Genomic DNA, 13,702 nt, shown 5'->3' on the forward strand with positions numbered 1-13,702 from the left:
CGGGCGCACATAAAAAGGATACTTGATGTATCCTTTTTTCTTACTCTTGTCTATTCTTTTGTTCCTCAATTCTCCTTCCTTCATATATTATTAATGAAGATAGCAATTAACATTTCATCTATTTAACGTGCTATCTTAACTTAATACTAGGGAGACCTAGTTTGATCGAATAGATAAAATTAATTAAACCTTCTAAAGTGAGCTAGCAAACCTAAGTACTTTAGAAGGTTTTTTTCTATGTCATAAATATATATATCAGAATCAGTCTTTTTGATAGAAAGACCAACTATAGTAGCACTAATTATATAGGTACTGTCCTTTACAAATCAATGTTGCCGGTCCCGTCATATATATTTCCTCACCTACTCGTTCCATAAGTAAGTTACCACCTTTAACATGAACGGTAACGCTAGTTTCGCAATCATAAAGATCTTGACTTAATAAGGCGCAAGCCGCTGATCCAGTTCCACAAGCGAGTGTAATTCCAACCCCCTTCTCCCATGTTAAAACATCGATATTTTTCGAGTCTACTACCTTACATAAATTTACATTCGTTTTGTTCGGATATAGTGGATGATTTTCAATGGCTGCTCCTATTCGTGCCGCCGCCTCTTCATCAATGTTATCCATAAATAATACGGTATGAATCGTTCCCATGAATAAACTACTCACAGTATACGGTACTCCATCAACTTCAAGCATTTGATTAATAAACTTATCTCCGTCACCTGGGAGCGGAACTGATTCATGTTGATAAATAGCACTTCCCATATTTACACGCACTAAACTAGTTAAATCATCACTTTCAATTATTTCAAGTGTCAAAATGCCAGCTAATGTTTCTACCGTAAAAACTTTCGTTTTAACTAACTCATGATCAGTGGCATACTTTGCAAAACAGCGAATCCCATTTCCACACATCGTCGCTATACTTCCATCTGCATTATAAAAAATCATTTGCATTGTAGCTACTTTAGAAGGCGCAACAACAATCATTCCATCTGCACCAATTCCAAAACGTCGATTACAAACCTTTTGTGCTAGTAGAGAATGTTGCAAACCATCTAACTCAGACATCTCAAAAATAACAAAATCATTCCCCGTTCCTTGGTATTTTTCAAACCTTAACATTAAAAATCCCCCTTTATTAAAAAAGGCATATCTAGTTGATATACCTCTTTTTCTTATTCTCTAACAACATTCGTATCATCTTCATAAACTCTGAGCCACTCGCCCTACCAGTGGAGGAAAGCTACGACTTTAATCTTTCGATTAAATCACGTAGCGCAGGGGTCCCCTGTTGTTTTTCTTACTATCTTAAATCTTCTAAAATTTGCGTTTTGTCAGCTGTTTGTTCGTCTTTTTCTTTAATGACACGGGCTGGCATTCCAGCAACAACTGTATTGGGTGCAACATCTTGTGTAACAACAGCTCCAGCTGCAACAACGGCACCCTCTCCAACACGAACACCTTCTAAAATAACCGCATTCGCCCCAATCATCACGTTATCTTCAATAATAACTGGTGTTTTGCTAGGTGGTTCTAACACACCTGCAATAACCGATCCTGCTCCAATATGAACATTTTTTCCAATCGTTCCACGTGCACCAACAACGGCATTCATATCAATCATTGTATTCTCACCGATTTCAGCACCAATATTGATAACCGCCCCCATCATAATAACTGCATTTTCACCAATGCTAACTTTATCACGAATAATTGCTCCAGGTTCAATCCGAGCTTTAATTTGTTTTAAATCAAGCATCGGAATGGCTGAATTACGACGATCATTTTCGATTTCATAATACTCAATTCGCCCTTTATTTTCAGCAAGTACCGATTGAATTTCAGTATACTCACCAAAAACAACTAAAGAACGGCCTTCCCCAAACACACGACAATTTGGAAATTGTACACCGTCTAAATCTCCTTTAACATAAACTTTAACAGGTGTACTCTTTTTTGCTTCTTTAATATATCGTGCAATCTCATATGGATCTGTTAAACTAATTTCACTCATTTCTCTTTTCCCCCTTAATTTGCATGCATCATATCACTCATGTTATATAACTTCGCTTCTTTATGTGTAATAAATTCTGCTGCTTTAATGGCTTGCTCGGCAAAAATCTTTTTCGATAACGCCGTATGCTTAATTTCAATCATCTCATCCGGTCCTGCAAAAATAACCGTGTGCTCACCTGGAATCGTTCCTCCCCGAACAGAATGAATCCCAATCTCTTTTTCATTTCGTTTCATATGATTACCTTGACGACCATAATTATAATCCATCGCTTGATTAAGCTCCTCATTAATTGAGTTAGCAATCATAAAAGCTGTTCCGCTTGGGGCGTCCACCTTTTTATTATGATGCTTTTCAATAACCTCAATATCAAAGTTATCATTCAATAAACGCGTTGCTGTTTTTACTAAGTCAAGCAATACATTGACTCCAAGTGATGTATTACTTGAACGGAAGATTGGAATCTTATGCGAAGCTTCAATAATTTTGGCTTCCTGTGCTTCGCTAAGTCCAGTCGTCGCAATCACAACGGCTGTCTCATGATTCACACAATAATCTAATAAATGATCAATATTTTCTGGCTTTGAAAAATCAATAATCACATCACAATCTACATTAATTTCATATGGATCTGTGAATACTGGATAATCATTCTCATAGCGTTCCGGCTCAATATCAATCCCAAAAACGACTTGAACATTTTCTTGTTCTAATAATAAATCATGGATGATTCGTCCCATCGTTCCATTACATCCACTTAGACCTACATTCAACATCTGATATCACCTCGTGCTATAATCCGTACTTCGTTAGTTCGTCTTGTAAAATTGCTAAATTTTCTGCTGCCATTTCTGTTAAAGGAAGGCGGAGGTTTCCTACATTCATCCCCATGAGATTCATGGCTGTTTTAACTGGAATTGGATTTACCTCAATAAATAAAGTATGCACAAGTCCATTCACACTTAGTTGTAAATCACGTGCTTTATTTACTTCGCCCTCTAAATAGCTACTTACTAAATCATGTGTAACTTTTGGTAAAATATTCGCTAAAACTGAAATTACTCCTTTTCCACCAAGTGATAAAACTGGAATAATGATATCATCATTTCCACTATAAATTGAAAAATCTGTTCCACATAAGCGAGCTATTTCGGCCACTTGTGAAATATCACCACTTGCTTCCTTAATCCCAATAATATTCGAAATCTTTGCTAACTTTGCAACCATCTTTGGTGTTAAATTTACCCCTGTACGTCCCGGCACATTATATAAAATAATTGGTAAATTGACATGACTTGCAATCAACTCATAATAATTCAAAAGCCCCTTCTCTGTTGCTTTATTATAATAAGGCGTTACAACTAACAAGCCATCGACACCAACCGATTCACAATATTGACTCAATTCAACCGCATACGCAGCATTATTACTTCCACTTCCTGCAATGACAGGAATCCGTTTATTAACAACCTCAACCGTGAACTTAATAACCAATTTTCGTTCAGCATCACTCATCGTTGCAGATTCACCCGTTGTTCCACAAATAATAATCGCATCTGTCTCATTAGCAATTTGCCACTCTAGCAGTTCTCGTAATTTTTCATAATCAACTCGATCATTTTTAAATGGTGTTATAATCGCTACTCCTGATCCACTAAACATCTTTCCCATCTCCTACAAATAATCTAACAGTAATTCAGCAATCTGAACGGTATTCGTTGCTGCACCTTTTCTAATGTTATCGGCAACCACCCATAAATTTAAACCTGAATCGACACTAAAATCACGTCTAATTCGGCCAACATGAACTTCATTATGCCCTTCAACATCAATAGGCATTGGATAATCGAGCGAATTTTCGTGACCATGTACTACTAAGCCATCCACGCTTTGTAGTATCCTATAAACCTCTTCTAACTCAAACTCACGCTCAAACTCCAAATTCATCGAAACAGAATGTCCATACTTAACAGGCACTCGTACTGTTGTTGCTGTTACTTTAATATTTTGATCTCCTAAAATTTTTTTCGTTTCCTCAATCATTTTAACTTCTTCTTTTGTGTACCCATTATCTAAAAATACATCGATATGGGGTAAGCAATTTCCAACAATCGGATACGGATAAAACTCAGTTGTTCCCGCTTCTAAATCATGAAGCCCCTTCACCCCTGAGCCAGATACAGCCTGATAAGTCGAATACACAATGCGTTTAATTCCAAATGCCTCATGTAACACTTTTAATGGAACGACGGATTGAATCGTTGAACAATTTGGATTCGAAATAATGTAGTCATTATGACTTAAAACATGAGGATTCACCTCTGGTACAATAAGTGGAATTTCGGCTTCCATGCGCCAAGCGCTAGAATTATCTACTACTCGTACTCCTTTACTAGCCGCAATCGGAGCAAACTTCTTACTAATTCCACCGCCTGCTGAAAATAAAGCAATATCAATTTCTCGATCAAAAGATTGTTCTGTTAATTCTTCAACAACATAAGTTTTTCCTTTAAACTCAATCGTTTTTCCAGCTGAGCGACTTGATGCAAAGCAATATAACTCCTTAATTGGAAAATTTCGTTCCTCAAGTACTTTTAAAAAGGTTTGTCCCACTAAACCAGTAGCCCCTACAATTGCAACATTAATCCCATTCATTTTACACACTCCCTAATAAACATTTAATAAACGACACATTTCATCATACAGTTCAACGCCATTTAATAAAACATTGTCACTAAAATTAAATTTCGAATGATGCAGTGGATTTGTAAAACCAAGCGCATCATTACGAGATCCTAGCATAAAGAATAATCCTGGAACCTCTTTTTGATAATAAGAGAAATCTTCTGCAATCATCATCGGATCAATTTCAATCATTTTCTCACCGAGTGTTGAGTGACACACTAACTCAAATAATGATTTATCATTCACAATACATGGATACATATCAATAAATTGCGTCTTTACTTTGGCATTAAACATCGTCTCAAGTCCAGTATTGATCTCTACAATACGTCGCTTAATCGTTTCATAAACTTCTTCACTAAATGCGCGAATCGTTCCTGTCAGTTCTACTTTTTCAGCAATAATATTTCGACGCTCTCCACCATGAATCGTACCAATGGTGAGGACGCCCCCATCAATTGGATTCAAATTTCGACTCACAATACTTTGATAACTATTGATTAACTGAGCCATTATAATGAGCGCATCATTTGCTTTATGAGGAATCGCTCCATGCCCACCTTGACCTTGAATGACAATATCAACCTCTCCAGTTTGAGCTGTCATCACACCTGATCGAAGCCCAAACTTTCCCTCCTCAATCTCTGGATATAAATGTAGACCAAATATAAACTTCACCTTATATTTTTTTAATACTCCTTCTTTGACAATAACCTCAGCTCCGCCTGGACCTTCTTCTGCCGGTTGTAAAATGAATAATACGCTCTTTTTTAACGGTTCAATCTTTGATAAATGAGTCGCAAATCCAAGTAAAATAGCCATGTGACCATCATGACCACATCCATGCATTTTTCCCTGATGTTTAGATGTAAATGCAACGCCAGTCTCTTCTGCTAAACTCAATCCATCCATATCTGAGCGAAAAGCAATACATTCATCACTTTCACCTTTTCGATAAGCTAACAATCCTGTTTTTGCGGTTGATTCGATCTCGTATCCTAAAAGTTCTAATTGTTCTTTTAAATATGCTGATGTTTTAAACTCACAAAATCCAAGTTCGGGAATTTGATGTAAATACTCTCGATGCGTTGTTAAAATTTCTTTTAAATCCATACGCCGTTCCCCCTTTACAAATTCAACTCATTCGATAAGGCGCGAACTGCTTTTTCTTTATCTTTTTTATCAATTGTATACGAAATACTAATTTCTGATGTTGTCACTTGCCTAAAGGAAATCTCGTTATCCGCTAAAATTCTAAATAGGCGACCACTTACTCCACTTTGATTTCTCATTCCAATTCCAACGACTGAAATTTTTGTAATTTCATTCTCTATACTAATCTCAACTTTACCCTCTAAATCCCTCATCACCTTTTCAATTATAAATAAATCATCTTTTGGTGCAGTAAAAGAAACATTAATATACCCATCAACTGGTGCTGTTTGACTAATCATATCCACATTTACATTTTCAATCGCTAGTTTTTCAAATAAAGTCGCAACATGATCTAAGTTATATAAAATATGACTAACTGTTACCATTAAAATATCATCACAAACACTTAACCCCGTTACTATATTCCCTTCCATTTTCTCATCATACTCCTTAATATAAGTTCCACCCACATCATTTATACTTGAAGCTACATAAATTGGAATATTATATTTACATCCAATTTCAATAGCACGTGGTTCCATCACACCTGCACCAAGGCTTGCCATCTCCATCATCTCTTCATAACTAATAACATCAAGTTTTTTCGCCTCTTTATACAGTCGTGGATCGACGGAATAAATGCCATCAACATCTGTATAAATATGACATGGACAACCAAGTTTCGCTGCTATAGCAACTGCTGTTGTATCTGACCCTCCTCGACCAAGTGTTGTAATATCGCCATTTTCATTCACCCCTTGAAACCCAGCAACAACTACAACTTTCCCTTCTTTTAAATAATTCTTAATTTTCTCATCATCAATATCCAAAATTTTATTTTTAGTATGCGGTCCATATGTTTTAATTCCAGCTTGAAACCCAGTTAGAGCAATAGCGTCATATCCAAATTCCTGAAAGGCCATCGACAACAACGCAATGGACACTTGTTCTCCAGTGGATAAAATCAAATCCATTTCTCGTTTATTGGGATTTATAGCAATCTCTTTTGACATCTCCACTAAATAATCCGTCGTTTTCCCCATCGCCGATACGACAACCACCATATCATTTCCCTTTTCCTTTTCCGCAATGACTCGTTTTGCAATCCGTTTAATCTTCTCAGTTGTTCCAACTGATGTCCCACCATACTTATGAACCAAAATCCCCATATTCTCATTCCCCCTATAAAACTTCTAAAGCTAGTAATTCCTCTAACGTTTGTCGTTTACAAATCACTCGACTTTTTCCATTTTGAACCGAAACAACCGCAGCCTTCGGAATCTTGTTATAATTTGATGACATCGAATATCCATACGCACCGGTTGAGGCAATAATCAAGATATCACCTGTTTCAATACCCTTAATATCAACATCTGTGATAAGAATATCACCACTTTCACAACATTTTCCTGCGATCGTTACTTGCTTTTGATCCCCTGTTCTCATTTTATTCACAATCGCACACTCATAACGTGCTTGATATAACGAAGGTCTGATATTATCAGTCATTCCACCATCTACACTGACATAGGTTCGAACATCTTTAATATCTTTCATCGATCCAACTGTATATAGCGTACTTCCAGCATTTGCGACAATGGAACGTCCTGGTTCAATAATCAACGTCGGTACGTTAATCCCTAATTTCTGACAAGATTTTTCTACTTTTTCAATCATAGCTTCACAAAATTGTTGAATGGTTTTTGGTTGATCATTTTTCGTATAATAAACGCCAACTCCTCCTCCTAAATCAACTTCTCTAATTTGAATGCCGTATGTTTCCTTAATCTCCTTAACTAAACTCATCATAATATCTACTTCATCTAAAAAAGGTTCTACATCAAAAATTTGTGATCCAATATGTGCATGTAATCCAACCAGTTGTAGATGCTCATATCGATGAAAACTGGCTAAACACTCATATAAATCCCCATTAGTCAAAGTAAATCCAAATTTCGAATCAATTTGTCCCGTTTTTATATAATCATGTGTATGTGCCTCTATACCAGGGGTAATTCTCAAATAAATCGCTTGCGATGTGCCTCTTTCCTTACAGAACTGTTCTAGCAAATCAAGTTCATAATAGTTATCAACAACAAATCGACCTACTCCTAACTCAAGCCCCATTTTAATTTCATCAATGGTCTTATTATTTCCATGAAACAGTACATTTTCCATTGGAAACTGAGCTTTATTCGCCGTGTATAGTTCTCCACCAGATACCACATCTAAATATAATTCTTCTTCTTTGATGAGTTGACACATATGAAGTGGTAAAAAGGCCTTCCCAGCATAAGCGACTCGATTTCGATGTTCTTTCACTTTGAAATGTTTCACATATTCGCGGCAATTCTCTCGAGCAAGTTGTTCATCAAAGACATATAAAGGGGTTTGATACGTCTTAGCAAGTTCTAAACAACTGACTCCTCCGATATAAAGTTCATCATTTTTTACTGACATCGTTCCTTGTAATTTCATTTTGTCGTCCTTCCTTTTCGTCATAAAGAGGCTCACATTTACAAATAAAAGCTCCCTCATTTGAATCATACTAAGGGAGCTTCGAAAAATACTATCCTAAAATAGATGATAACAGGATAGTCTCTATTTCTTAAATGTAGCTCAACACAAATTTGCATTTGTGACAGTGATGCATATATTCTATACACCCCCAGGTCTATAACCTTAAAGCTTCAGTTATAGCCTTCGGCGGTTATTCCTTTCTTCATACTTCATTGCGCTTACCTCATTATGAATACTCTTAAGAACCGCAGCCTCTACCTTAATTATTTATTATTAAGTTATTAATTATTTTAAAACATTTTCCATTATTTGTAAATAATATCAAACAAACTTAGTATATTCAAATCATTTAGCCTAATATTTCACTAACTCTACAATTAAAACTATATTCAATACCTAATAAATTTATACGGTACATTTCAGTTTTAATTAATTATTTATTACTAACCCAATCAGCCTATCTCATATTATATTAAACCCTAGGTTCTTTTGATTAAGGTTATTAGGGATTTTATTTTGTCGTTGATTAAGATATGATATAAATGATATAGTCATTTTTATCTATAAAGAAATGAGGTGACAAGATGTTTGAAGAGTTTGTGATGCAACCTTTATCTATGCTTTATGAAGATGGAACTTACGATGAAATCCCTTATTGTGCGAATTGTAATCTAGAAGTTGGACCAGGTGGGCGTGTCGATTCACGTTTCCCAATGCAGGATGATTATAATCGTTGTCGTGAATGTGTAGGGAAATAATAAAAACCACTTGCCGCCCTTGAAACGGTAAGTGTTTTTTTTGTTATGACAGATTGTAATATGAAGTGCGATACCTAAAGAAACCTCAATACTAGATTGAGGTTTCTTTTATTCAATTAACGCACGGTATCTAATGTTTCTTTTAAAATTGAGACGGATTTAGTTAATTGTTCGAGTTCTTCTGGACTAATATTTAAGTTAAAGACTTCGCGAATTCCGTTACGATTGACAATCGCAGGCACACCGGTAAAGATATCATGAAGACCATATTCACCATCTAAATAAGCTGACACTGGTAAGACTGAGTTTTCGTCATTTAGGATAGCTTTAACAATACGCGTGATACACATCCCAATTCCGTAATAAGTGGCGCGTTTACGTTCAATAATATGATAAGCAGCATCACGGACGTTGACATAGATTTCTTCTAAATCTTCTCTTTTATATTCTGGATGATCTTTAATAATATCGAAGATTGGTTTGACACCGACGCTTGTATGTGACCATAATGGCGTTTCAGTATCACCATGCTCACCGACAATATAACCGTGAACGTTACGAGGATCGACGTCTAAATATTTACCCATTTGGTATCTTAAACGAGCGGTATCAAGTGTTGTTCCGGTCCCAATGACACGATGTTTTGGTAAACCTGATTCTTGCCAAGCAATATAAGTTAAGACATCAACAGGGTTACTTGCAATTAACAGAATTCCATTAAATCCTGATTGCATAACATTTTTAATAACATCACGCATGATTTTCGCATTTCGTTCAACTAAGGCTAAGCGTGTTTCTCCGGGTTGTTGATTAACACCAGCTGTCACAACAACGATATCGGCTGTTTTACAGTCTGAGTAATCTCCAGCCCAGATTTCAATTTTTTCTGGGCCAAATGGAATCCCGTGATTTAAGTCCATGGCTTCACCAACAGCTTTTTCATGATTAACGTCAATTAGAACTAACTCCTCAGCTCCACCTTGGTTTACCATTGAATACGCAAAGCTCATTCCAACAAATCCTGTACCAACTAATACAACACGTCTAGTTCCAGTCTGCATAGCGACTACCTCCTTTAGTTTTACTTCATTAGTATGTACGAATTAGTCATTTCTAATTGCGAAATTTGTCGAAAACATTAGAGTTATGTTATAGAACTTGGTGATATAATGATTAATAATTATCCACTTTTGAAAGGAGAATAAAGATGTTAGCATTAAGATATACTAAACTAGAAGATATTGAACGTGTCATGGAGATTATTAAACAAGCTCAACAATATTTCAAAGAAAAGGGAATCAATCAATGGCAAAATGGTTATCCAAATGCTAAAGTCATTGAAAATGATATTAAAAATGGACATAGTTTTGTCTTAATAAAAAATAATGAGATTGTTGGAACCATCGCTATTTCTTTTGAAGGAGAAGCTACTTATAATAAAATTTTTGAAGGGGATTGGAAAAGTAATGATAACTATGCCGTCATCCATCGGATTGCAGTTGATCATGAGTTAAAAGGAATCGGGCTCTCATCTGAAATGATTAAACAAACTGAATTAATGTGTAATAAAAAAAGTGTTGGTAGCATTAAAGTCGATACACATGAGGATAACCAAGCGATGCAACGCTCTCTTATAAAAAATGGATTTGATTATTGCGGTGTCATTTATCTAGCTGATGGCAGTAAACGTGTAGCTTTTGAAAAATGTTTATAATGAAATAAAGCCTATATCGAAAATTGATATAGGCTTTATTTTATTTATTATTCAGCTAATTCTTCTACTGGTTGCGGTTTAACAATTTCTTTTTCAATTCCAACAATATTTAAGATTTTTTCTGAGCGTTCTCGCGTTGAACCTGTGATAACTTCATACTTCACATTCTCTGCATTTAAGAAGTTTAAGATTGCATCATCCACCATTTGAGCAACTTCTTCATCCTGCCAACGAACTCCATCTTTTTTATATCCAAATTCACGAGGTACAAAGAAGATATAGTCGTACTGAGGTAAGTCACGAATTGCTAAACTATATAAGTCATTTAAAATCTCAATTTCTTTTTTAGTACGTTTTTTATCTCCAAGCATTAAGCGTCCATAAATATATGGAACAAATGTTGCGTAATCCGTAACTGCATATTCATGTCCATCTAATGCTTTTTCTAAATGTAATTGTCCTAAATAAATTCCGTATTGCTCTGAAATTGATTCGATCATTCCTTTATCACGTAAATAATCGGTACTATATTCAGTCGCAACCCCGACATTAATATCACGGATTTTCATATCCACATATAATTGTTGAATTAACGTTGTTTTACCACATCTTGGTCCACCTAGAATTGCAATTCTTACTGTCATTTTTCACTTCTCCAATGTATAGAAATTTTTCATCATAAGCAGCTCTTTTGAAGTTAAATTATATCAATAAATGAAACTTTTTTCAACGACAATTTGTTTCAAATTAAGACATAATATACCAATTAAAAAGTAAAAAACCTTATCATAAGGATAAGGCTTTATTTATTATTTTTGCGTTGTACGGTATTGAATGGCTAATCCTTTTAAGAAATTACGTAAGTAACGATCGCCACACTCTTTATAATTTTTATGTCCTTCTTTACGAAGTACGGCACTTAATTCGCCCTTTGAAATTTTAACACCCGCTAATCCTAAAATATCAATAACTTCCTCTGACGTTAAAGATAGTGCAATTTTTAATTTCTTTAATACGATATTATTAATGTTATTACGTCTTGTAATACTAACTGGATTTTCAGGTTGTCCAGATTTCTTTTCTTGTGGACCACGTTTAAACGTAATTAATCCATTTAAGAATGCATCTAACATTTTATTGTTACATGGTAAGGTTTCATTACTGTCAGCATCTTGAAAACCAAATTCTTCTTTTACTTTGGTTAACATTTTTTTTACTTCTTCCTCTGTGACTTCTACTCCACCAAGTTTGAAAATTTTAACCATTTGTCCATCTTTTAAGTTTAGTGCATATCGAATACGAATTAAGATATCGTTATTATTCATGTTAGAACCTCCGTTTTTTGATACATCTTTTTTATTATACCAAATTATCTATATAGAAACAGAAATGTATTTTATAATTCTACATTGGTCTCAATTAGAGGCATCTGTTTATTATTTTGAATCATACTAATACTAAATCTATACCTTTCGAAATTCGTTAATTTAATCCCATATTATTTGTAATACTTTTTTAATTTATCGTCCCCTGTTAAAAAATTAATATTCCCCCTAATATAAATAGCTTCTTCTAGCTGCTATATAAAATAAAAAAAGTCATTATAGCCTATTAATGATTCTTTGGACAGTAAAAAGCACTTATCTTTTAGATAAGTGCTTTTTACTATAATGATTTTGGTGTGACTAATTCTAAATGATAGAAATCTTCATAACCATAATCTCCAACATGATTTAAGTAAACACGAATAATGGCACGAATATTTGTACCACAGCTACGAAGTTCATCCTCTAATTCATCACTGTTATGATAGTCAATTAAACGATCTACCACTTCAGCGATTGTTGAGCGATCCAGCTCTAAAAGCTCCACATTAGACTCAATATAACTTCCTTCACGTAAGAACATCACTAAATAATGTTGATCCATCTTCTAAACCTCCTGCTGTCATATTTCCTTTATTATATCATAACTCATATTTTCTTAATCAGTTGAACAATATATTAATGAAACGACTTTTTTCGACACTATTTTCTCTTTTTAGTCGACAAGTTATGTAAATCACAGTATACTTAGAAAGATTTGCAACAAGAAATCTCGCTAAAGGGTGTGAAAATATGCGCTTAAATAAATTTATTAGTGAATCTGGAAAAGCTTCTCGACGTGGAGCTGATAAACTAATTGAAGAAGGACGCGTGAAAATTAACGGTCGTAAAGCTAAAATCGGTGATCAAGTGAAGCCAGGTGATGAGGTTATGGTTAATGGGCAACGTATTCGTTTGGCACGTAACAATGTCTATCTTGCTTTAAATAAACCTGTTGGAATTACATGTACTACTGAGAAAAATGTTAAAGGAAATATCGTTGACTTAGTTAACCACCCATTACGCGTGTTTAATATCGGTCGTTTAGATAAAGATTCAGATGGTTTAATTTTATTAACAAATGATGGTGATATTGTTAATAAAATTTTACGTGCTGAAAACAATCATGAAAAGGAATATATTGTATCTGTTGATAAGCCAATCACACCTGAATTCGTTGAAAAAATGTCTAAAGGCGTTCGTATCCTTGGAACAAAAACATTACCATGTAAAGTTGAACAACTTTCAAAATATGAATTTAAAATTATCTTAACTCAAGGATTAAATCGTCAAATTCGTCGTATGTGTGAAGCATTAGGATATGAAGTTTATCGTCTTCAGCGTGTTCGAATCATGAATATTCACTTAGGTAACTTACCCGTTGGACAATGGCGTGACTTAACTAAGAAAGAAAAAACACGTTTATTCCAAGACTTAAATTATACACCGCAAGAATGGTAGTAAAAACTCGCACCTAATATTA

General features: G+C 34.8%; 15 protein-coding genes and 1 riboswitch. Of the genes, 3 read left to right on the forward strand and 12 right to left on the reverse strand.

Translation table 11 applies throughout. The features are described 5' to 3' along the window. Positions 1–297 precede the first annotated feature (297 nt). From dapF to lysA, 8 genes are all read right to left on the reverse strand, one after another. On the reverse strand, positions 298–1,131 hold the full coding sequence (gene dapF, locus NEH74_RS04420) for a diaminopimelate epimerase (protein WP_055277259.1): 834 nt from the start codon (positions 1,129–1,131) through the stop codon (positions 298–300). A 181-nt stretch (positions 1,132–1,312) separates the two neighbouring features. Next, on the reverse strand, positions 1,313–2,014 hold the full coding sequence (gene dapD, locus NEH74_RS04425; RefSeq protein ID WP_370456866.1) for a 2,3,4,5-tetrahydropyridine-2,6-dicarboxylate N-acetyltransferase: 702 nt from the start codon (positions 2,012–2,014) through the stop codon (positions 1,313–1,315). A 23-nt stretch (positions 2,015–2,037) separates the two neighbouring features. After that, positions 2,038–2,799 (reverse strand): 4-hydroxy-tetrahydrodipicolinate reductase, encoded by a 762-nt coding sequence (gene dapB, locus NEH74_RS04430; RefSeq protein ID WP_055243261.1) that lies wholly within the window; start codon positions 2,797–2,799, stop codon positions 2,038–2,040. 16 nt (positions 2,800–2,815) lie between these two features. Beyond that, positions 2,816–3,685, reverse strand: coding sequence for a 4-hydroxy-tetrahydrodipicolinate synthase (dapA, locus tag NEH74_RS04435; RefSeq protein WP_317452419.1), 870 nt, complete (start codon positions 3,683–3,685; stop codon positions 2,816–2,818). A 12-nt stretch (positions 3,686–3,697) separates the two neighbouring features. After that, a complete protein-coding gene (locus NEH74_RS04440) occupies positions 3,698–4,678 on the reverse strand; it encodes an aspartate-semialdehyde dehydrogenase (protein ID WP_055305480.1) in 981 nt (326 codons plus the stop codon). Positions 4,679–4,690: 12 nt separating this feature from the next. Beyond that, positions 4,691–5,821: a M20 family metallopeptidase gene (locus NEH74_RS04445; protein WP_055305481.1), complete on the reverse strand. Its 1,131-nt coding sequence runs from the start codon at positions 5,819–5,821 to the stop codon at positions 4,691–4,693. Positions 5,822–5,835: 14 nt separating this feature from the next. Further along, positions 5,836–7,032: an aspartate kinase gene (locus NEH74_RS04450; RefSeq protein ID WP_055305482.1), complete on the reverse strand. Its 1,197-nt coding sequence runs from the start codon at positions 7,030–7,032 to the stop codon at positions 5,836–5,838. Positions 7,033–7,045: 13 nt separating this feature from the next. After that, on the reverse strand, positions 7,046–8,341 hold the full coding sequence (gene lysA, locus NEH74_RS04455) for a diaminopimelate decarboxylase (protein ID WP_055305483.1): 1,296 nt from the start codon (positions 8,339–8,341) through the stop codon (positions 7,046–7,048). Positions 8,342–8,470: 129 nt separating this feature from the next. Continuing rightward, positions 8,471–8,648: riboswitch (Lysine riboswitch) on the reverse strand. A 319-nt stretch (positions 8,649–8,967) separates the two neighbouring features. Between lysA and NEH74_RS04460 the strand changes: the two genes are divergently transcribed. Next, the gene (locus NEH74_RS04460; protein WP_156343916.1) at positions 8,968–9,141 is read left to right on the forward strand and encodes a hypothetical protein; all 174 of its coding nucleotides are present in this window, start codon (positions 8,968–8,970) and stop codon (positions 9,139–9,141) included. 116 nt (positions 9,142–9,257) lie between these two features. Here NEH74_RS04460 and NEH74_RS04465 read toward each other — a convergent pair whose 3' ends face one another. Then, positions 9,258–10,202 carry an L-lactate dehydrogenase gene (locus NEH74_RS04465; protein ID WP_055243267.1) on the reverse strand — a complete coding sequence of 315 codons (945 nt, stop codon included), beginning with the start codon at positions 10,200–10,202 and terminating at the stop codon, positions 9,258–9,260. 146 nt (positions 10,203–10,348) lie between these two features. Between NEH74_RS04465 and NEH74_RS04470 the strand changes: the two genes are divergently transcribed. Continuing rightward, a complete protein-coding gene (locus NEH74_RS04470) occupies positions 10,349–10,855 on the forward strand; it encodes a GNAT family N-acetyltransferase (protein WP_055305484.1) in 507 nt (168 codons plus the stop codon). Positions 10,856–10,902: 47 nt separating this feature from the next. Here NEH74_RS04470 and NEH74_RS04475 read toward each other — a convergent pair whose 3' ends face one another. The 3 genes from NEH74_RS04475 to NEH74_RS04485 all read right to left on the reverse strand — a co-directional run bounded on the left by NEH74_RS04475 (position 10,903) and on the right by NEH74_RS04485 (position 12,784). Further along, positions 10,903–11,499 carry an ATP-binding protein gene (locus NEH74_RS04475; RefSeq protein ID WP_055243269.1) on the reverse strand — a complete coding sequence of 199 codons (597 nt, stop codon included), beginning with the start codon at positions 11,497–11,499 and terminating at the stop codon, positions 10,903–10,905. Positions 11,500–11,664: 165 nt separating this feature from the next. After that, positions 11,665–12,180 carry a DUF1456 family protein gene (locus NEH74_RS04480; RefSeq protein WP_055243270.1) on the reverse strand — a complete coding sequence of 172 codons (516 nt, stop codon included), beginning with the start codon at positions 12,178–12,180 and terminating at the stop codon, positions 11,665–11,667. A 340-nt stretch (positions 12,181–12,520) separates the two neighbouring features. Further along, the gene (locus NEH74_RS04485) at positions 12,521–12,784 is read right to left on the reverse strand and encodes a hypothetical protein (RefSeq protein ID WP_055243271.1); all 264 of its coding nucleotides are present in this window, start codon (positions 12,782–12,784) and stop codon (positions 12,521–12,523) included. Positions 12,785–12,972: 188 nt separating this feature from the next. Between NEH74_RS04485 and rluF the strand changes: the two genes are divergently transcribed. Beyond that, positions 12,973–13,680 (forward strand): 23S rRNA pseudouridine(2604) synthase RluF, encoded by a 708-nt coding sequence (gene rluF, locus NEH74_RS04490; RefSeq protein WP_055305485.1) that lies wholly within the window; start codon positions 12,973–12,975, stop codon positions 13,678–13,680. Positions 13,681–13,702 lie beyond the last annotated feature (22 nt).

Origin of the sequence: Turicibacter sp. GALT-G1 (assembly GCF_025594995.1) — a bacterium.
Lineage (GTDB): Bacteria > Bacillota_I > Bacilli_A > MOL361 > Turicibacteraceae > Turicibacter > Turicibacter bilis.

Coding starts and splice junctions, on each gene's coding strand:
- lysA (WP_055305483.1), bottom strand. CDS start 8,341: ATGAAATTACAAGGAACGATGTCAGTAAAAAATGATGAACTTTATATC.
- NEH74_RS04485 (WP_055243271.1), bottom strand. CDS start 12,784: ATGGATCAACATTATTTAGTGATGTTCTTACGTGAAGGAAGTTATATT.
- NEH74_RS04440 (WP_055305480.1), bottom strand. CDS start 4,678: ATGAATGGGATTAATGTTGCAATTGTAGGGGCTACTGGTTTAGTGGGA.
- NEH74_RS04470 (WP_055305484.1), top strand. CDS start 10,349: ATGTTAGCATTAAGATATACTAAACTAGAAGATATTGAACGTGTCATG.
- NEH74_RS04465 (WP_055243267.1), bottom strand. CDS start 10,202: ATGCAGACTGGAACTAGACGTGTTGTATTAGTTGGTACAGGATTTGTT.
- NEH74_RS04460 (WP_156343916.1), top strand. CDS start 8,968: ATGTTTGAAGAGTTTGTGATGCAACCTTTATCTATGCTTTATGAAGAT.
- dapA (WP_317452419.1), bottom strand. CDS start 3,685: ATGTTTAGTGGATCAGGAGTAGCGATTATAACACCATTTAAAAATGAT.
- NEH74_RS04475 (WP_055243269.1), bottom strand. CDS start 11,499: ATGACAGTAAGAATTGCAATTCTAGGTGGACCAAGATGTGGTAAAACA.
- NEH74_RS04445 (WP_055305481.1), bottom strand. CDS start 5,821: ATGGATTTAAAAGAAATTTTAACAACGCATCGAGAGTATTTACATCAA.
- NEH74_RS04450 (WP_055305482.1), bottom strand. CDS start 7,032: ATGGGGATTTTGGTTCATAAGTATGGTGGGACATCAGTTGGAACAACT.
- dapB (WP_055243261.1), bottom strand. CDS start 2,799: ATGTTGAATGTAGGTCTAAGTGGATGTAATGGAACGATGGGACGAATC.
- rluF (WP_055305485.1), top strand. CDS start 12,973: ATGCGCTTAAATAAATTTATTAGTGAATCTGGAAAAGCTTCTCGACGT.
- dapF (WP_055277259.1), bottom strand. CDS start 1,131: ATGTTAAGGTTTGAAAAATACCAAGGAACGGGGAATGATTTTGTTATT.
- NEH74_RS04480 (WP_055243270.1), bottom strand. CDS start 12,180: ATGAATAATAACGATATCTTAATTCGTATTCGATATGCACTAAACTTA.